The sequence below is a fragment of the Gemella sp. 27098_8_92 genome (assembly GCF_041433685.1).
Taxonomy (GTDB): domain Bacteria; phylum Bacillota; class Bacilli; order Staphylococcales; family Gemellaceae; genus Gemella.
Map to the genome: position 1 here is coordinate 39,951 of NZ_JAPWBZ010000006.1, position 20,208 is coordinate 60,158.

The 20,208-nt window shown below is 27.9% G+C and carries 18 protein-coding genes and 2 tRNA genes; 15 read left to right on the forward strand and 5 right to left on the reverse strand.

Annotation, left to right across the window (positions count from 1 at the left end):
* Positions 1 to 21 precede the first annotated feature (21 nt).
* A complete protein-coding gene (rpmG, locus tag O3802_RS05410; protein WP_003145675.1) occupies positions 22 to 171 on the forward strand; it encodes a 50S ribosomal protein L33 in 150 nt (49 codons plus the stop codon).
* A gap of 197 nt (positions 172 to 368) precedes the next feature.
* Here the strand turns inward: rpmG and O3802_RS05415 are convergent, their stop codons facing one another.
* The 4 genes from O3802_RS05415 to O3802_RS05430 form a co-directional block, all read right to left on the reverse strand.
* Entirely contained in the window at positions 369 to 1,421 is a 1,053-nt protein-coding gene (locus tag O3802_RS05415) for a type I restriction endonuclease (RefSeq protein ID WP_371458630.1), read from the reverse strand.
* 256 nt (positions 1,422 to 1,677) lie between these two features.
* Positions 1,678 to 1,854 (reverse strand): hypothetical protein, encoded by a 177-nt coding sequence (locus O3802_RS05420; RefSeq protein WP_371458631.1) that lies wholly within the window; start codon positions 1,852 to 1,854, stop codon positions 1,678 to 1,680.
* Positions 1,844 to 2,254: a helix-turn-helix domain-containing protein gene (locus tag O3802_RS05425; RefSeq protein WP_371458632.1), complete on the reverse strand. Its 411-nt coding sequence runs from the start codon at positions 2,252 to 2,254 to the stop codon at positions 1,844 to 1,846. Before O3802_RS05425 ends, O3802_RS05420 begins: the two co-directional genes overlap by 11 nt.
* 1,013 nt (positions 2,255 to 3,267) lie before the next feature.
* Positions 3,268 to 3,885 (reverse strand): hypothetical protein, encoded by a 618-nt coding sequence (locus tag O3802_RS05430; RefSeq protein ID WP_371458633.1) that lies wholly within the window; start codon positions 3,883 to 3,885, stop codon positions 3,268 to 3,270.
* A gap of 381 nt (positions 3,886 to 4,266) precedes the next feature.
* On the opposite strand from O3802_RS05430, the gene O3802_RS05435 reads away from it, so the two are divergent.
* The 13 genes from O3802_RS05435 (at position 4,267) to O3802_RS05495 (ending at position 18,661) form a co-directional block, all read left to right on the forward strand.
* Positions 4,267 to 4,340: transfer RNA gene (locus O3802_RS05435), tRNA-Gly, on the forward strand.
* Positions 4,341 to 4,361: 21 nt separating this feature from the next.
* Positions 4,362 to 4,435, forward strand: a tRNA-Asn gene (locus O3802_RS05440).
* A 168-nt stretch (positions 4,436 to 4,603) separates the two neighbouring features.
* Positions 4,604 to 5,908, forward strand: a complete 1,305-nt coding sequence (gene obgE, locus O3802_RS05445; protein ID WP_371458634.1) for a GTPase ObgE — start codon at positions 4,604 to 4,606, stop codon at positions 5,906 to 5,908.
* Positions 5,909 to 5,918: 10 nt separating this feature from the next.
* Positions 5,919 to 6,365 (forward strand): ACT domain-containing protein, encoded by a 447-nt coding sequence (locus O3802_RS05450; protein WP_111742867.1) that lies wholly within the window; start codon positions 5,919 to 5,921, stop codon positions 6,363 to 6,365.
* Positions 6,366 to 6,547: 182 nt separating this feature from the next.
* Positions 6,548 to 7,891: a 23S rRNA (uracil(1939)-C(5))-methyltransferase RlmD gene (gene rlmD / locus O3802_RS05455; RefSeq protein WP_371458635.1), complete on the forward strand. Its 1,344-nt coding sequence runs from the start codon at positions 6,548 to 6,550 to the stop codon at positions 7,889 to 7,891.
* Between the two features lie 224 nt (positions 7,892 to 8,115).
* Positions 8,116 to 9,993 (forward strand): hypothetical protein, encoded by a 1,878-nt coding sequence (locus tag O3802_RS05460; protein ID WP_371458636.1) that lies wholly within the window; start codon positions 8,116 to 8,118, stop codon positions 9,991 to 9,993.
* Between the two features lie 572 nt (positions 9,994 to 10,565).
* Positions 10,566 to 11,810, forward strand: coding sequence for a hypothetical protein (locus tag O3802_RS05465; RefSeq protein WP_371458637.1), 1,245 nt, complete (start codon positions 10,566 to 10,568; stop codon positions 11,808 to 11,810).
* A 2-nt stretch (positions 11,811 to 11,812) separates the two neighbouring features.
* Entirely contained in the window at positions 11,813 to 14,473 is a 2,661-nt protein-coding gene (locus O3802_RS05470) for an SNF2-related protein (protein WP_371458638.1), read from the forward strand.
* Positions 14,436 to 15,713, forward strand: coding sequence for a DNA cytosine methyltransferase (locus O3802_RS05475; RefSeq protein ID WP_371458639.1), 1,278 nt, complete (start codon positions 14,436 to 14,438; stop codon positions 15,711 to 15,713). The genes O3802_RS05470 and O3802_RS05475 overlap by 38 nt, the downstream gene beginning before the upstream one ends.
* A 344-nt stretch (positions 15,714 to 16,057) precedes the next feature.
* The gene (locus O3802_RS05480) at positions 16,058 to 16,801 is read left to right on the forward strand and encodes a DUF4336 domain-containing protein (protein ID WP_371458640.1); all 744 of its coding nucleotides are present in this window, start codon (positions 16,058 to 16,060) and stop codon (positions 16,799 to 16,801) included.
* Between the two features lie 223 nt (positions 16,802 to 17,024).
* Positions 17,025 to 17,579, forward strand: a complete 555-nt coding sequence (locus tag O3802_RS05485; protein WP_371458641.1) for a hypothetical protein — start codon at positions 17,025 to 17,027, stop codon at positions 17,577 to 17,579.
* A 108-nt stretch (positions 17,580 to 17,687) separates the two neighbouring features.
* Positions 17,688 to 18,203, forward strand: coding sequence for a hypothetical protein (locus O3802_RS05490; protein WP_371458642.1), 516 nt, complete (start codon positions 17,688 to 17,690; stop codon positions 18,201 to 18,203).
* Between the two features lie 62 nt (positions 18,204 to 18,265).
* On the forward strand, positions 18,266 to 18,661 hold the full coding sequence (locus tag O3802_RS05495) for a GNAT family N-acetyltransferase (protein WP_371458643.1): 396 nt from the start codon (positions 18,266 to 18,268) through the stop codon (positions 18,659 to 18,661).
* A 381-nt stretch (positions 18,662 to 19,042) separates the two neighbouring features.
* On the opposite strand, the gene O3802_RS05500 is transcribed toward O3802_RS05495, so the two are convergent.
* The gene (locus tag O3802_RS05500) at positions 19,043 to 19,222 is read right to left on the reverse strand and encodes a hypothetical protein (RefSeq protein WP_371458644.1); all 180 of its coding nucleotides are present in this window, start codon (positions 19,220 to 19,222) and stop codon (positions 19,043 to 19,045) included.
* Between the two features lie 429 nt (positions 19,223 to 19,651).
* Between O3802_RS05500 and O3802_RS05505 the strand changes: the two genes are divergently transcribed.
* Positions 19,652 to 20,158, forward strand: a complete 507-nt coding sequence (locus tag O3802_RS05505) for a YfbM family protein (RefSeq protein WP_371458645.1) — start codon at positions 19,652 to 19,654, stop codon at positions 20,156 to 20,158.
* The last annotated feature ends 50 nt before the right edge of the window (positions 20,159 to 20,208 follow it).

Consider the following 20,208-nt stretch of genomic DNA (forward strand, 5'->3'; position numbering starts at 1 on the left):
ATTTTATAGGAGGTTATATTAATGCGCGTAAATGTAACATTAGCTTGTACTGAATGTGGTGATAGAAACTACATTACTAAAAAGAACAAAAGAAATAATCCAGACCGTATTGAACTTAAAAAATACTGTCCAAGATTAAAAAAAGTGACTTTACACAGAGAAACTAAATAATAAAGTTTGAAAAGCCTTAAAGTATAAACGTTTAAGGCTTTTTGTTTTGCATTTGACTATGTTGTAATTTGAAATATATAGTATTTTTTGTGATTTTTTTTATTGTATTGTTTAATCATTTTTTACCATTTTAGTATATATTAAAGAAATTAATAAATATTTACTCTTTTCCTGCTTCAATTTCCTCAAATTAATAATTATAAAAATGGATTAACTATATTTATTAATTCATCTTTATATTTAGTTAAATCCATAGGTGTAGAAATTTCTATTTTTTCTTTTTTACCATTGTTTAACACTATATATTTCTTACTTCGATTAAGATATATTCTTACTATCCATTTTCTTATGTTATCATCTAGTAAGATGTTAAAATATGTTTGATTATCACGATAGAATATTCTATTATTATCTACCACATCATTTAACAATACTTTAGTAATGGCATACGCCTCAAGTTCTTCTGGAGTGGTTACAATTCCATCATCTTCAATAATAACTTCGTCAACCTCATGGTCATCGTGTTTATCATTAACAGTTGTATTTAGTGCCGCACTCAGTTTACTATTAACCTGATCTGTTATAAAAATACGAAACGTTTTTTTGACAATAGGGGTGAAACGTTCTATAACTTGTTTAGTTTTTACCCCATCATATATCTCGTTTAGTAAATATTTAATAAATGTTTCTGAAGGCTCATTCCATTGTTGGTTTAAATAATTTTTTAGTGAATTTACGTATTTTAATTCATATGCGGTTTTTGAAATCTTAGAAACCTCGAAATTTTCTTTTGTAAATTTAAAAATTTCTACAATATGGTTATCTTTTAACTCGTTTATGTTAAATTGTAAAAATGGAGTACTGTCCATTTTATTTTGTTCATCTAAATCAGTGTAGAATCGATATTCTAAACCGTTTGTTAATATCCCAAATTTAGATGCGGTAGTCCCGAAATATCTAAATAATTGTGAATCATGATTATCTAATTTTTCATTAACTGATTTGCACTCTATTAAAATAACAGGTTCGGTACCCTGTAAAATAGCATAATCAACTTTTTCTCCTTTTTTAATTCCTACATCAGCAATAAATTCTGGTGAAAATTCTAAAGGATTAAATACATCATAACCTAATAGTTGGAAAAAGGGCATCACTAGTGCTGTTTTAGTCGCTTCTTCTGTATTTAGTGTATCTTTTAATTTAGCAGTCCTCTCTGATAGCAGTTTAATTTGTTCTGTAAATTTTTCCATAATTAATTCTCCTTTAAATATATTTAATTCTTTCTTCACATATTCTATAATCAATCTTAAATGATTCCGATATGTAAGTTATATTGTTTATTTCTTTTGTTTCTTTATCTGACACTATAAAATAGCTTGCGAATACGTCATCTTCTATTTCTTACCTTGATACGCCTAAGGAAATATAAGTAAGAGCCTCTGTGCAAAATAAAATGTCCTAATTCATGAGCCAAGGTATATCATTTGTCAGAATCAAGATAAGTTGTTATTTATGTGTATTATAGAGGTATATTTCGTTATTGATTTCTAATGTATGATATAGCTTATTATTTGTTCCTAAATCGTTAGATAGTACTGTTATTCCTAATTGTCTAGCGATGTTAAATGGATTAGTTGTTCCAAACTCCTTTACTAAGGAGCGATAAACATCTTTAACCGTCATTTTCTGACTTATGTCGAGCCATCGCTATTCTTGCTGCTTGTTCAATTGAAGCGAGAACTAACTCTTTTGTTATGTCGTCCATTAGCTCTCCGCTATACATTAAGGCTTGGCTACTATTTAGATTATCCTTTAGATCATTAACCATGTTTGCTATATCGATTTCTTTTTGTTTTGATTTATCTTCTAGTAAACCACTTTTTGTTATTCTAAGATAATTACAAATTTTATCAACTTTATCCATTCGTGGCGTGTTGTATCCTTCAACATAATTGTTTATGGTCGTATTACTAACACCAATAGCATTTGCTAAATCAAGTTGAGTTTTATTATTTAATTTTAAATAGTATCTTAGATTATCAGAAAAGATTTTTTGAATTTCTTTTTCATCTATATTTAACATAATAAAAATCCCTTTCTTAAGCATTATTATAAACTTAAATTTGAACTTTTTCAATAAAAAAAGAAAAGATCAAGTTTTTCTTTAAAAAATTCTTGCCATCAAGTTTAAGTTGAGTTGTACTTAAATTAATAACTTGAGAGAGGAAGAAATAAAGTGACATTAAAACTCACGTTAAAAGTAGCCAGAGTAAACTCTGGATTAATACAAAGAAAACTAGCTGATAGGCTAGGAAAATATCATACTATATAGTGTCAATTTGGAAAAAGGAAATGGGCAAAATATAAATTGGTTTGATTTTTAAAAACTATGTGAGGTATTAAAAATCAGCCCTAACGATATTTTTTAATTAACCAATAAAGTTTAACTTGATTATAAATTAATTAGAGAAAGAATATTTATGAAATTTATTATAAAAGATAATAATCAATATTATTTAGATGATAAAAAATAGATAAATTGATTGGTTTTAAATTAAAAATTAATTCATCTGGGCATGATAAACTCACTATTGAAGCTATTGTTGATGATGCTGAAATAAATTCAACAGCAAAAAATAAGTTAATTAAGACTTAAATGATTAGAGAAAAGACTTGTGAAGATATTTGAACTAAACCACTAAGGGTTTTGATACCTAATTCTGTACAAATATTAGTTGTTTTAGTCCACACTTTCTCTGGGCTTACTGAATTTAGAAATTCATAATCTTGGAAACTCAAGTCCAAAGTACTCATATCATAGTCCATATTTGGTTCATATTAGTAAAGGGAAACCGCTTTTTATTGATACATATGGTATTGTAATTCATTAAATGTGTAATAAGATAACTCGTTTACATGACTAGATAGTGTAAAACTTTGGTTGTATGTTGTAACAACTTCAATTACTAATAGTAAATCTTGAATATAATCACAATTTAATTTCCTTTGAGGTAATTACAACATAAAAAATATCTAAGAGAGGAAAGGAGGAAAGAACAGAGATAATAATCTTACATAACAATTATTCATTTATATCTACTTCATATTATGCTGATTTAGTATATAAGAGTATATTAATGCGAAAGCGCTACTTATAAGGATATAAAGTTTATCGTTTGAATAATACTGAATAACTAATGCCATTAAAGAAAATATTAAATTTAAGTTATTATTCAATACTAGTTTTAAAATAACTTCTTTATTCAAAAAAGGATTGTTAAGAATTTTATTATTTTCTTTTATCTGATTTTCAAACCCTAATTCAATTTCTTCTTGAATATCATTAGATAAATATGGTTTAGAGATCACGATAGTTTCTTGTAGTATTGAAAATTCACGAGTTAGTGTTTCAGCTGGGATATTAAACCTTAAATCTTTTAGTACTTCGGAAATTAACTTTTGTTGTGGCTCAAACGTATTAGTAGAGTACAGTTTTTTAAGTTCTCGGTTTGCAATTTTAAGAGGTTCACTGTAATAAGCGTTAATAGTTTCTCTTAGCTTGGTTAAATTGCTAACAAGTGGTTTATTTAAGATTTGAATAGCTTGATTGATTATTTCTTGTTGCTTTACAACTGGTTCAAGTGCTATTTCTATTTGTTTTCTTAGTGAAACTAGATTATCTGGATAATAAAATAGCTTATTTGAATTGCTCATAGCTTAGTTCCTTTCTAAAATATTAAGTATTTCATAGAAAAGGTTTAGTAGTAGAATTTAATTTCCTGGAAATACTTGAATAAATTATACCAAAATAGTGAAAGAAGGTCAAACATTTATGAAAGAGTTTTATGAGTTAGCAAATAAACGTTTAACAGAGTTGAACATGAGTAAGTACCAATTAGCAAAACTAACAGGTATCCTTGAGCAGAGAAACTAAATAATAAAGTTAGAAAAACCTTAAAGTATAAATATTTAAGGCTTTTTGTTTATTAATAATTTTTAAAAATCTGAAAGAAAATGAAAAAAATATTGACAAAGCATAATAGTTGTAATATAATATTAAACATAACAAGATAACAATTAAATAAAATTTCAAATGCGGGTGTAGTTTAGTGGTAAAACCTCAGTCTTCCAAACTGATGTTGTGAGTTCGATTCTCATCACCCGCTCCATTTTTTTATTTTAGATATTTTTCCACAGTAGCTCAGTTGGTAGTAGCATCTGACTGTTAATCAGAGGGTCGCAGGTTCGAGTCCTGCCTGTGGAGTACATTGCGGTTGCTAGGCAGCCGTTATTTTTTTGTTTTGAAACTATTTAATAGTATTTTTCCATAAAAAATTATGATATAATAAATGGGATATGTATACTTGTAAAGAGTGATTAGGAATAGTTTTTAATAGAAATTATAAAAGAAAAAGAGATATAGGAGAATAGTATGTTTTTAGATGAGGTAAAAATATTTGTCCGTTCAGGTGACGGTGGGAATGGTCTAGTAGCGTTTAGACGTGAAAAGTATGTTCCTAAAGGTGGGCCTGCGGGAGGAGATGGTGGTCGTGGAGCCAACGTTGTTTTTATAGTTGACGAAGGGCTTAGAACATTTATGGACTATCGCTATCAGAAAAAATTCGTTGCACCAAATGGGGAAAACGGAATGAGTAAAGGTATGCATGGACGTAAATCAAAAGATTTATATCTAAAAGTACCACCAGGAACTGTTATCCGTGATACTGATACAGGAGAAGTACTTGCTGACCTTGTAGAACATGAACAAGAAGTAATAGTAGCACGCGGAGGACGTGGTGGACGTGGTAACTGTCGTTTCGCAACACCATCAAATCCAGCTCCAGAAATCGCAGAAAATGGTGAACCAGGAGAAGAACGTAATCTTACTCTTGAGCTTAAGCTTATGGCCGATGTTGGTTTAGTAGGATTCCCATCAGTAGGGAAATCAACATTACTATCAATAACTTCAAAAGCTAAACCAAAAATTGCAGACTATCATTTTACAACATTAGCTCCTAATTTAGGAGTAGTTGAAACAAAAGATCATCGTAGTTTTGTTATGGCCGACCTTCCAGGACTTATCGAAGGTGCTAGTCAAGGTGTAGGGTTAGGACATCAGTTTTTACGTCATATAGAAAGAACTAAAGTAATAGTTCATGTAGTAGATATGTCAGCAACTGATGGTCGTGATCCTTATGAAGATTATAAAATTATTAATCAAGAACTAGGTGAATATAATATGCGTTTATTAGAACGTCCACAAATTGTAGTCGCTAATAAAATGGATATTCCAGCAGCACAAGAAAATCTAGAAAAGTTTAAATCTAAATTAGCAGCTGATGGTGAAGAAGTTGATATCGTAGAAATTTCAGCATTTACTAGAACAAATGTAGATAATCTACTTTATAAAATAAGTGATATATTAGATTCTACGGATCCTAATATGCTTTATGAACTTGATACTGAAGAAGAAAGTATGGAAAATAGAGTTCTTTATAAACATAAACCAAAAGATGAAACATTCAAGATTACAAGAGATGATACAGGTGCTTATGTAGTAAGTGGACCAGGTATCGAACGTGCATTCTTAATGACAGACTTTAATCGTGATGCGTCTGTAAGAAGATTCGCGCAACAAATGCGTTCTATGGGAGTAGATGATGCACTGCATGAACGTGGATGTAAAAATGGCGATACAGTTAAGATTCTAAAAGGTGAGTTTGAATTTGTAGAATAGGGGCAAAACTATGGATAAAGAAAAAGTATATTATATAATCAGAGAAGATGTATTACCTGAAGCAGTAAAAAAAACATTGATTATGAAAAAAGCTCTTGAAGAAAACCCGAAACTATCTATTTTAGAAGCATCAAAGAGATTTGATTTAAGTAGAAGTGCTTTTTATAAGTATAAAGATACTATTTTCCCAATTCAAGATATTCAAAGACAGTCTATTTTGTCATTATCAATAGACGTTGATGATATTCCTGGAATTTTAGGTAAAATATTACGAATAGTCAATGATGAAAAATGTAGTGTACTTACTATCCACCAAACAGTACCAATTAATGCTCGAGCAACTATAATTATTTCGTTAGAAATAGATGCCGAGCACACTAATATTGAAAAATTAACAAAACAAATTAAAAACCTTGAATTTGTTAATGGTATAAAAGTAATTGGTGTAAGTATGTAATTGAATAAATATTTATTATGCAATTTCGATATAGTAAATATATAATTAATAGGAGAACAGTGTAGGAGATAAAGTTTCCTATTGCTGTTCTTTTTTCATAAAAATTAGAAATTAGATAAATTTTTTAATAGTAGAAGATAGATTATAAGGTTGCTATCTTGAATGAATTAGAAAGGACTAATATGCAAAAAAATGATATATTAACGGGACGTGTCATTGATTATACTCATGATGGTCTTGGAGTAGTAAAAGTAGATAATTTTCCAATTTTTATCGAAGACGTGATAGAGGGGGAATTTATTGAATTCAAAATAATAAAATTAAAAAAGAATCTTGGCTATGGTAAAGTGTTAAATATAATAGAAGTTTCTGATAAGCGTGTTGAAGGAGTACCAAAAACATCAGGAGCTAATTTAGTACATATGGATTATGAGGAACAACTGCGCTTTAAAACGAAAAAAGTACAAAATATTATGAACAAAACCTTAGGTGCAGATAGTGTCGAAGTGTTACCAACTTTGGGGATGAAAGATGGATATCACTATCGTAATAAATCAGTTATCCCAGTTCAAAAAGTGGATAATGAAGTACGAATGGGTTATTACAAACCGCGTAGTCATGATGTGATTAATATTGAAAAATGTTTTATTCAATATGATGAACACAATAAACTAATGAATGATATTCGTAGTTTGATAATTGAATTAGATTTATCAGTATATGATGAAGAGAGTCACAAAGGTGCAATTCGCCACATAATGTTTAGAACAAATTCTAGCAAAAGTGAAATTATGGTAGGGATAGTTGCCAAAGAGAGATTTACAAATCTGAATGAGTTTGTAGAAAAAATTACGAAATTAGATGATAGAATAGTTAGCGTAATGTTGAACATTAATGATAAAAAGACTAATGTTATTTTTGGAGATAAAACCGAAAATCTATTTGGACGAGATTATATAACTGATACTTTGGGAGGAATAGAGTTTAAGATATCTTTACGCTCGTTCTACCAAGTAAACCCAATTCAAACAGAAGTTTTATATAGTAAAGCATTGGAACTAGCTGAACTAAAAGAAGATGATACGATAATTGATGCGTACTGTGGTATTGGAACGATAAGTTTATTCGCTGCACAAAAAGTAAAAAAAGTATACGGGATTGAGATAGTAGAAGCAGCAGTACTAGATGCACGAGAAAATGCGAAAAATAATAATATAACTAATGCAGAATTCTTATTAGGAAAAAGTGAAGATATAATAAAAAAACTAGTCTCACAAAATATAAAACTAGATGCAGTTATTGTCGATCCACCACGTAAAGGATGTGAAGAAAGTTTCTTGAGAGACCTTGCAGCAATGGATATAGAAAAAGTAGTTTATGTTAGTTGTAATCCAGCAACATTGGCAAGAGATATGGAAATCATGAGAAACCTTGGTTATAAACTAGGGGCTGTTCAACCAGTAGATATGTTTCCAGAAACGTATCATGTGGAGACGGTAGTATTGATGTCAAAAGTTCAGAAGTGAAAGACTAGAAAAATCTCGAAATGAAAGAAATCTGGGAGTTGAAGTAGATGATTTTGATTTCAGTATTTTTCTTGTAATTATTTTATGGTAATGTATCCGTCGAGAAATTGTAGCATGGTTGAGTTGACAAAACAAAAACATGCACGTGTAGTCGATGGGATAGATGAAAAAATTTATATATTGTAAATAATAATTATGCTTTGAAAATACTTAAGAAACGGAAATTGATAAATATTGGCAAAATAATATGGGGTATTCATATGAGGAAGAAATACAATGATGTGAGAATAAATTCAATTGAAAGATATTTAAAGAATAATCCTTTAGACTATTTGGATTATATTAACAAAAACAAAAATGAGGAAGAAATACTAAAAGTTTTAAAATACGCTGGTTTTTTTGTTACAGATAGAAACGAAACATTATTTAGTAACGATACTAAATGTCTAATAAAAAATTGGGTTAAAGATAATCTTTCAAATAATAGTTATAAGAAATTTAGACGATTATCTAAAGAGGGTGATAAACTAAACAAAAAAAGAGATCAAATTAAAAAAGATATATTAAAAATCAAACTGATGAAGTGTTCGTATTTAAAATTGCTGGAAAGGTTTAATACTCAAATATCTATAAATTTAGATATATTAAGTAAAACTTCATCTGAGTATGAGCAAGAACAATATAAAGCTTCTAGTGAAAATATCATTTTAGGATTGGGCATATTGCTTAGAAATGGATTTACAAGTGGCGAATCGACATATTACCAAAATACTGATGATAAAGATGTAATTGATATTCTAGTTTTAATTCAGTTATTAAATTTAGTAAATGATATAATTGGTAATTGGATGTTTGGAGATGTGGAAGTAAAGACTAGATTGTTTAATAAATTATATATTAGTGAAAACCATGGAATAATTACGGATAGAATATTCTCATTTTTAGAATATAATGATTTAAATAATGCTAAAACTTTGAAATATTTTGATAATAAAAATGATATAATTAAATATTCAAATTCCTTTAGAGAAAAATTAAAAGAATTCTTTTATAGTGATGACTTAACTGAAGAATACCTAGGCATAAAACTGGAAAGATGGGTTTCCATATACACTTATTTTTACAAACTAACTATTAATGAAAAAAACGTACTAAAAATAGATATAGATAAATTAAAATATGATTTATCACAAAACAAATTTAGTGTAGATGAAATAAAAGCTATTTTTAATCATCTGGTATTTGGTAAAAGCAAAAATGATTTATTCTCATCATTTTTAATTGAATACAACAATTTTATACTTATGCTTCCATCAATAATAAAAATGATTGAACCACTAAAAAGTATAATGGTTCTTTTTACCAATAATAATGAAATCTTTAAAAAGGGCTCAAAATATGAAAATTACATACATAAGTTATTATTAAGTTACAATCATAGTGCTATTAAGAATGTCAAAACAAATAGTAATGGCAAGAGTTATGAATTAGATATTTTACTATATATAGATAATACATTGTTTATCATTGAGTGCAAAACTCAATTTCAGCATGATAATGTGAGAGGATATTGTCGAAATATTCAGGAACTAGACTATTATATTGATAAATTTAAACGTAATTTAAAATATTTTACCAAGGATGAGAATGGAAAGAAAAGCATTAATTCAAGACTTAAGGATATTAATTGCAATATAGATAATGTAAATGTAGTCCCGATTTTATTAACAAATATTTCTTATCCCTTTGTTGAAAGAGAGGGAATATATATTTTAAAAGATATAAAATTATATAATTTTATTACAGGCAATCAGCCCATGATACATTATCTTGATAATAAAAATAAAAAATATTTCCAAATAGGGATGTTATCTCCAGAATTGTTTAGAAATAAAAAAGCAAATACATTTATTGATTTTCTTAGAAAGAACAATAATTATGAAATAAGCCCATATTGTGCAATAGAAAAAAATATTTTAAATGATAAACTTTTTAAAAGATATAAATTGTATATTACACGACGAGATTTCAACAAAGACAAATATTATAGAATAATCGAGAAGTACTGTAAACAAGAAGATAAATTAAATAGTTTAAAATAATATACTTGAATAGTTCTTAAGATATATTTTCTCAAACAGAATCATATTCATTAAAACATGCCTCAAAAAGTGTCCTATATAATTTGGGCATTATAGTCTGATACTTTTTAACGATAACTTTTTACTATCGTTAAAAGGTTTATAGACATGTTTCCACATACAGACTGGTTCACTTGACATACTTAGTGTTCATTCGTTTCATGTTGAAGCAGTCGTTTTAATGACAAGGGCGTAGACCGAAGTCATTAATTACGAATGCTTTATGCGATAGCTGTCGCAGAGCGATAGTGATGCGGTAACAGCGAACCGCTGAGTGCGTAGTATTGATGTCAAAGGAAAATTCATAGAAAATACTCTGATTTTAAGTTGGAAATACAATCAATTATTCCTCCTTAACAGTGAATTTAATTAAAAGAAAACTTGTCGATAAAGAGTAGAGGTGGTACTAGTATAGGGATAAGATATAAATTAAAAGTAATCACAGGTTGATTAAAATAAAATGATTGCTTAGGTTGCTAAAAATAGAAAACTAAAGAAAAATAAATTTAGATGAAAGGATAAGGAAAAATAATATGAACTTGTTAGAGAGAGCAGCAGCAAACCAGTTAAAAAAAACTAGAGAGAGGAAAAAATTATCAATCAGGAATCAAATTGATGATAAATATGATGTATATGCGATTCCGTTAGAATTTTTGTATTATAATGATCAAAATGGACGTATTAATACTATGTACAAGAAATATAGTTCCATCCATGGATTGCTGACTCCAGAGGCTGGTGATTCAGAATATAATAAAATTTTTGAGCAATTTATTTGTGAATCTAATAAGAATGCTATGAAAGATACTAAAGATTCTATTAATGAAAAATCACAACAAGAACCAGGTGTTGTGCTTCCAGATGGTAGAGTTATAGATGGTAATAGAAGATTTACAGCTTTAAGAATGTTGGAGAGAGAAACAGGTCGAGCTCAAGAGTTTAATGCGGTAATATTGCATTTAGATGTAAAATCAGACGAAAAAATAATTAAAGAATTAGAATTAGACTTACAATTAGGAAGAGAAGAGAGAATTAGTTATAATCCAATTGACCGTATTTTTGATGTTTATAATACTATAAAAGTTGAGAAAATAATGAGTATTGAAGAATATAAAAGAGCATCTGGTGCGAAGAACACAAAAAAAATTAATCGAGATATAAGGTTGGCAGAATTAATTATTAAGTTTATAGAAATTGTATCACCAGGAGGAAACCCAATAGATAAATTTTATTTGGCTAGAGATTTAAATCTAGATGGTCCAATAGAAGAAATTGAAAGTACTATAACTAATTTAAAATCTAACAATAAAGAATCCATTAAAGAAGCGGTACTAGCGTACCTTGCTGTCTCTAAAACTGTTGATAATCAAAGTGATTCAACTCGTATAATGAGAGATTTAAAACAAAATATTCTACGCAGTGATGAAAGATTAGGATATTTTTTAGATGCTGTTGATGACAAAGTAGATATTATTATGGATGCGTTTGAAAATAAGCCTATTCAAACAGCAAATGAACTTAAAGCAGTAATTGAGCAAGATAACGAAGTGCAAGAAAGTGTAAATGTATTAATAAAATCTACAAACAGGCTCGTTTTTAAAGGGAAAAATGAAAATGATAGGATGAAACCACTTATAGAGTTAGAGAACATAAGGGATGTATTATCAGGGATAGAGCCTGAAGATTTCTTAAATATGACACCTGATGAAAATTTTGAGGCTAAAGTAATAATTGATGAAATTAAAGATGTTTTATATAGACTTAAGAAGGGCATATAATTATGGCATTCTCAAAAGAAATAAAAAATAAAATAAGACCGGAATATTCTAGTTCTATAGTTGGAGAATTTTATCAACCACTTTTAAAAGAAGCTGATTTATATCAACGTGTCTCTGGATACTTTAGTACAGCCGGTGTAGATTTCTACTATGAAAGTTTAGAAGAGCTTGCTAAAAATGGAGGTAATCTTGAATATATTATTTCGAAAGAAATTAGTAAGGAAGATTATAATAGGATTAAGGCAGGATATGATTTACTTGAAACCATTAAACCACTAAAACTTGCAGAAAGAAATGAAAGACTTACCTCTAATGTTCAGCAACAACTTGGAAATTTGGCTTTTATGATTGCAATGGGTAGAGCTAGAATAAAAATAGCATTAACAGAAGAAGGTATTTTTCATGATAAATTTGGAATAATTTCATCAGGGGATGAAAAGATTTTTTTTAACGGATCAGTTAATGAAACTAAAAATGGCATGAATATTAATTATGAAAGTATTAGTGTTGATGTATCTTGGGATTCTAGTGAAAATGTTAAAAAGAGAATACAATCGAATCAAGAACGATTTAATAGATTATGGGGCAACCAAGAACCGAGAGTTAAAGTTATAGAGGTTTCAGAATTAGCGTATGAGGAAATAGCAAAATATCAATCTCAGTCAAACATTGAAGCTATTGAGAAGATTGATGATAGTAATAATAATTTTGATAATTTTGAAAATGAAATAATTTTCAAGTTAATAGATAACACAGTTATACGTATTGATAAAACGGATATTCAATTAGTATTTAGTGATAGAAAATTGAGAAAAGGAAGCGATATTTCAATATATTTTGAAGATGATTATTTAACAATTAAACCTTCAACAACATACAAGGACATAGAAAGAATAATTTCTATTACTAAAGAAAGAGCTAAAAGAAAAAATATACATGTTACAGTAACAAATTCAGTTATAGAGTACCTTGAACAGTATAAATACTCTATAGAAAAGTATAAAATTTTAGGTAATGTTTATAAAGGGGAGTTAGATAATTTTCCTAATGATAAAATTGAAATATTTAAAGAATTTTCTGATATTATACAATCAGAAGTAACTAGGCCATTGTATGAACTACATTTGAGATCTGCATATTTTATGTATGAAATGTCTAGAGCGGCAAATTTTTCTGTTCCAGGAGCAGGTAAAACGGCAATGATTCTTGGTGTATTTGCATATTTAAATAGACTAGGAATACAAGAAAATGAAAGAATTGATAGGTTGTTAGTTGTATGTCCTTTGAATGCATTTGATAGCTGGAAAATAGAATTTAAAAAAGTATTTGGTAAAAAGAAATTGCTAAAATCTATTGATACTCAAACTTCTAAGGATTTTGATTATGATTTATCAGTTAACTGGGGAGTTAGTAATCTGGTTTTAGTTAATTATGAATCATTACCAAAATACTTGACAAAAATAAATGATAATATGGATGTTAGGACTATGCTTGTATTTGATGAGGTACATAGAATTAAAAATCCTAATGGTATTAGGGCTAAAAAAGCTTTAGCATTATCCCAAAAAACTAAATTTAAATATGTTTTAACAGGTACACCAATTCCTAATAGTTATCAAGATATATACAATTTTTTACATATATTATATGGTAACGAGTATAATTCATTTTTTGAATGGGATATTAAATATTTATTTAAACCAAAAGTAAAACAAATTAGAGAAATTAATGCTAAGATTCATCCTTTTTTCTGGAGAACTAGCAAGAAAGATTTGAATGTTCCGTTGGCAGAAGATGATTATATTGAAGTGGTGCCCCCGAGTGAGGAACAGTTGGAGTTAGCTGAACGGATTTATTTAAATGAGAAATCAAGTTTAGCTCGATTAATTAGATTGATACAGGCTTCAACTAATCCTTCCTTAGTAACTAAACAGATTAATTATAATGAATTAATGTCGTGTGATGATGATGGGGATATATATACAATATCAGAAAATGAATTTAATTCCTTATTAGATAATAGTAAATCAAATAATTCAAATAATTCATATGAAGATATTAATATAGATAGTATGGTATCTCCAAAATTCAATGAGGGAATTAAATTGGTATATAAATTAGTTTCAGAAGGGAAAAAAGTACTAGTTTGGGGTATTTTTATAGATACACTTTTCAAAATAACAAATGCATTGAAAGAAAAAGGTATTAAAGTAAACCTAGTATATGGTGGTACTGAGAAATTAAATAGAGCCACATTAATCGATGAATTTAAGGATGGAGATGTACAAGTTTTAGTATCTAATCCTCAAACTTTAGGTGAATCAATCTCTTTACATCAAACTGTACATGATGCAGTATATTTTGAATATAATTTTAATTTAACTTTTATGTTGCAATCTAGAGATAGAATTCACCGTTTAGGACTTAATCAAAATCAGTATACCAGATACTATTATTTACAGACCGCATCGGAAGATATAAGTAGCTTTCGTCCTGGATTTGTTGATGAAAAGATATATAGTAGATTGAAAGATAAAGAAAAGTTAATGTATGAGGCAATTGATGATAAAACATTAGTAGTTGAATATAGTAAGAATGAAATCCTTGATGCAATAAAGATAATTGATGAAGAAAGGAAAAGAATTAATAGAGAAGATGAATAAATTTAAAATAAGAACTGTTGAGATGTTTGCTGGTGTTGGAGGATTTCACCTTGGGTTATCTAGAGCCAGCAAGTTGTATGAAGTAGTTTGGGCTAATCAATTTGAACCATCAAGAAAAAACCAATTTGCCTTTAATATATATATAAAGAATTTCCCCAATACTTTAATAAGTAATGAAGATATTACAAAATTAGATAAAAATCAAATTCCAGAAATGGATTTATTAGTTGCTGGTTTTCCATGTCAAGATTACTCTGTTGCAACATCAGGAGCTAAAGGTATTAAAGGTCAAAAAGGAGTATTATGGTGGGAAATTCGAGAAGTTATAGAACTAAAGAAACCAAATTACCTATTATTTGAAAATGTTGATAGGTTACTTGCTTCTCCTGGAGTTAATAGTAAACAACCAGGTCGTGATTTTGGTATAATTTTAAGAACATTATCAGATTTGGGGTATGCCGTTTCTTGGAAAATGATAAATGCTGCAGATTATGGCTATCCTCAACGACGAAGAAGAACTTTTATATTTGCTTTTAAAAATGGTTCTAGTTTTAATAAATATGTATCTAATATTATTAAAGAAGAAAATAAAATAAGAAATTTTTTAATTGATATGGCTCCATTTTCAAGTAGCATGATTAATGAATCAATATCTGATTTTAGAGCTATTGACTTAGATTTGACTCAATCAATTAAAGAGTTTTCAGATACTTTTTCTATAAAAAAAGGATTTTGTAAAACGGGTGTTATGATAGAGGGGAAGGTATTTATGGCTAATTATATTCCAAAAACTAGAAAAGAAGCGATTTTAGGAGAATTAGTAATACATAATTTAGAAGATAAAGAATTATATTTGACTTCTGAAAAAATTGAAAAGTTTAAAGAGTTAAAAGGTGGATTTAAAAAGGTGAAGATTTCTCGTACAGGACACAGATATAAATATGGGATGGGTAGTATGCAGTTTCCAGATTCATTATCTAAACCTGCTAGGACTATGGTTACATCTGAAGCTACAGTTTCTAGAATGAGTCATGTAGTAGAAGATCCTGGAAATAATAAGCTTAGAGTAATTTCTCCGATTGAAGCAGAAAGAATAAATACTTTTCCTGATAGATGGACAGAATTAGAGGGGGCTACAAATACAAATAGATATTTTACAATGGGGAATGCCTTAGTAGTTGATCTAATAAAAGAAATCGGGGAAGAACTTCTAGCAATAATAAATAAAGATAAATTATAGACTTGTTATATATACTATTTATGATGATATTAATTTGTTTTTACGTGTATATATCAAGTTAGAACATTTTAATAAGGTTGTATAATAATTGTTTTCTTTCACAAGTGTATTATTTTTATATTAATTAAGATTTTATATTTTCTTAAACAACTAAATTTGAAGTTTAGTAAGGGGGAAATGATTTGAAAAATTTATGAATTAAGCTCATAAAACATCTGACCCTTTTACTTTGCATGGTAATATAGAAAAAATAATCGAGAATTTCTTTTTTGAAATATAAAATATTGAGGGGGGATTTTTTAGTAAAAAAATAAATGAATAGAATTGAAAGGAAGAGAGCATTTATGAAAGGATTATTGAAATTATATTCTCCGATTAATGAATTGAAACAACTTGACAAAAACATTTGGATTGTAGATGGAACAGAAATACAAATGAATTTTAAAGTTTTTAAAATTCCTTTTACAACAAGAATGACAATAGTTAGACTGTCCAATAATAAGTTGTGGATACACTCTCCAATTGCATTTAACAGGGAATTAGATGATAAAATAAGGGGACTAGGTGAGATAGCTTATATTGTAGCTCCTAACAAATATCACTATAGCTACATTTTAGACTGGTACAAACACTATCCCAAAGCAGAAATCTGGTTAGCAAAAGGAGTAAATGATAAACTAAACGTGGAAGAAAAGGAAAACTTCATATCATTTACTTCTAACTATCAACCTATTTGGTCAGAGGAGATACTATATACTCCCTTTAAGGGGAGTGTAGCAATGGAAGAAATTGCCTTTTTTCATAAAGAAAGTTCGACATTAATATTAACGGATTTAATAGAAAATATTGAAGTAAATAATCTCCCTTTTTTTTATAAATTTTTATTTAGAGTCGGAGATAATCAATATCCTAAATCACGAACGCCTAGAGATTTACGATTGTCTTTTCTTTTTAAGAAAAAAGCTATTAAAAGTTATAGTATAATTGAAAATTGGAGGGCAGATAAAATTATCTTCTCTCATGGAAGAATTATATTAGAAGACGGTAGTAATAAATTAAAGGAAGCTTTCTTTTGGTTGCTAAAATAATAAGGAGAGACTTATGATATAATGAAAACTATTTGTATTTGAATTGGTTTCAGAATGTCATTTGAACAAGATGATATTTAGACTTTTTCTTGCATAAAATGCAATATAGCAAGAAAGGTATATATCAATTAAATTTTATCTTCAAACACATTTTTTACTTGATAAAAAAGAAATATATATAATATATTTATAAAATATTGTGTATGACTTAAGGAGTTTTTATATGAAAATACCAACTTATCTGAAAGAAAATAATTATAAAGTTGTTGAAGTAGAAGAGGATTTTTCATCTATTAGGATAGTTAATGAAGTAGAAAAAGACAAGTATAATGGGTTCTTTGAAATCTATTATTTTGGCGAATTGGATTCTGATGCTGTGATTACTGAAATTTTTGATGAAAAAACTTCAGCTATAAAACCTTGTAAGGGTGTAGCGAAATGCATTCAAACAGGAAAAGAAATTTTACTTTATGATCAATTAAAATATGGATACAACTCACTATTTTGTGATAAATTTGATTTAGAGACGGTTGATAATCGTCCACTTGTAAAATTAGATATTCCCAATTCTAAAATAGAAATTGATTTAGGTTATAGTATAGATTATGATGAGGAAAAAGAAGATTTTGAATTTGATGATAATGACTATTTGGAAACAATCAATGGAGAAAAAATTTCTTTTGAGGATGTTAAAAAAGATGGATTTGATTACATTAAAATATCAGCAATAGGTGAAGATAAAGTTATTAGAGAAGTTTTAAATCTAGAGTTAGCTTAAAAATTACTTAGAGATTATGCAGAGATAGTAGAAATAAAGATAATACAAAATCTTATATGTTATTCTCCGAAAAAGGAAAATTGAGACTTATAAAGAGGGATTTTAAAAATGAAAAGAATAAAGTTTAGACATAATAAATATTCACCAGGTGTCTTATATATTTTGGTTATATTTGGAGTAGCAGCAGGGCTATTGGTTTTTTTCGGATTTTTAACAATTTCTGGTATAGACAAAGGACCAGAATACGGACCTATATATTTTAGAGAACATCCAATACATGCTGTTTACTTGATATTTGCCTTGATTCCTATATTTATGCTATTTCCAACATGGATTGCAAAGAAAATTTGGAGTCATGAGGATCAAGAAGCATATATTGACCTTTACGAAGATTACGCTGAACTAAATTGGAATGATAGAAAAGTACATATTAAAAAAGGAGAGCTGGATATTAAGATTCCTAAACCTCAGCCTTTTTGGTATGGAACCTATATATTAAAAATTCCTCAATGCAGAATAGTATTGGTTAGTTCTGTAAAGGAAAATAAAGAAAAGAATAGAGTACGATGTTCTTTGGATATTGCAATAAAGGAATTGTCTATTTACAAAAGATCTAGAAAATAAAATGGATGATATAGTGAAATAGTTTATGAAATAAATTGGAATTTATTGAGGTATAATAAGATATGATTGAATATTTTAGTAATAAAAAAGTAACAGTAGAAGAGTATAAGCAGGTTTTAATTAAATCAGGAATAAGAAGACCTACAAGTGATTTGAAAAGATTGGAATTAATGTTAAATAACTCTAATTTTGTATTAACAGCATGGGATAATGATAAATTAGTTGGTATCTTACGTGGAATGACAGACTTTTCTTATGCCTGCTATTTGTCTGATTTAGCAATAGATAAAGAATATCAAAAACAAGGTATAGGTAAAAACCTTATTAGTATGTGTAGAAAAATATTAGGAGAGAAGGTTGCAATTATATTACTTTCTGCTCCAAGTGTGATGGGTTACTATCCTAAAATTGGTTTAAACAAAGCTGAAAATGCGTTTATTATACCTAGGGGGGAATAGAAATAATTTAGTGTTTAATATTCAATTATATAAGGTATGCTAGTTTTTCTAGGTTTGCGAAAATTAATATTATAATAAATATGGTTGATAAAAATTTACATATCACCATTTTACTGGCTAGCTTTATATTCAGTAAGTCTATTTAAAACGCATACCCGCTATCTGCTCCAAACCAAATGGTATCATCAATTAAATACACTAAATATCCCCATGTATGCCCAGGGGGAAGAAATGTTTTAATTTTGATGTTTTTGATATAAAAAACTTGGCCATCATCAATTAAAGTTTTTTCGTTTTCTATTTGTATTTGAGGTAAGATATATAATCCCCAATAAACGTTACGTTGTTTACGCCCTTCTAAATATTTATTTTCGATTTTTCCTATGTATATTTTTGATTGTTTAAATAAACCATCGCTATCTGTTTCAATAGTTTTAAATATTCCCTAATGCAACTTATTCTTTCGTCAATATAACCTGTATTTAAAGGCTTGAGTATTTCCTTCCCCCTAAACATAAATGACATAAATTTTTGTTGATTTTCTGAATCTTGTTTTGACATAATGTATCACCTTTATTTCTTTCTCTACAATATTGTAGCCCCCTATAGTATCAATTATATTTTCTCCTATATATATATATGAATTTGATAATTTAATATTTTTTTGAAATTAGTAAAAATCTATTATTTTTATTAGTATATTTTTATATCCCTAGTTACTATTATATTATGAGTATATAATAATATGAATAATACATTATACGCTTTTTATGATATAATTATAAGAAAAGAGTGATGATTGAAGAGAGAAAATGTTATTTATATATCATATCTAAAAGCTTTGCTGATTGCTATAACAAGATAAATATATTAATTTCTAAAATGATTAATAAAGGAGTAAGTCATAGTTTGATTTTTAATGATAAAGAAAGAATTTTAAAAAGAGAAAAGTTTAAATAAAGTAAACTATAAAATAAGGAAGAGATTAGAATGGGAATAATAGCAAGTTATCAATATTTAAGTGATGCGAATTTACAAGAACTTAAATCTTTTTATGCTGAAGAAGATGATATTTTTGAGGAAGTTGAAGATTGGAATGATGAAGCTGAGATACTTCTTGATATTGATAAGATGTGGGATGCTCTTCATTTTGTACTTACAGGAGTAAGTTGTATTGAACCTATAAAAAATAATCCTCTTAGCGAAGCAGTTGTTGGAGTATTGCCTATTGATGGTATTGAGGAATATATCAGTTATATAGAAAAATCAAGAATTAAAGATATAGTTTTTGCTCTTGACAATTTTGATATAGAAAAAGCTTTAAAAATTTTTAGTATGAAAGAATGTAAAGAAGCCGAATTATATCCAGATATTTGGGATTATGAAGAAGAAACTGACGAAATAAAAGAAGAAATAATGGATTATTTTCAAAATATGAAAGATTTTTATAAACAAGTGTTAGAAGAAGATGGGAATGTATTGGTTACAATTTATTAAAGAGTTATAGATAAGGTAGAGTAACGAAGAATTAAAAATATAGTTTACTT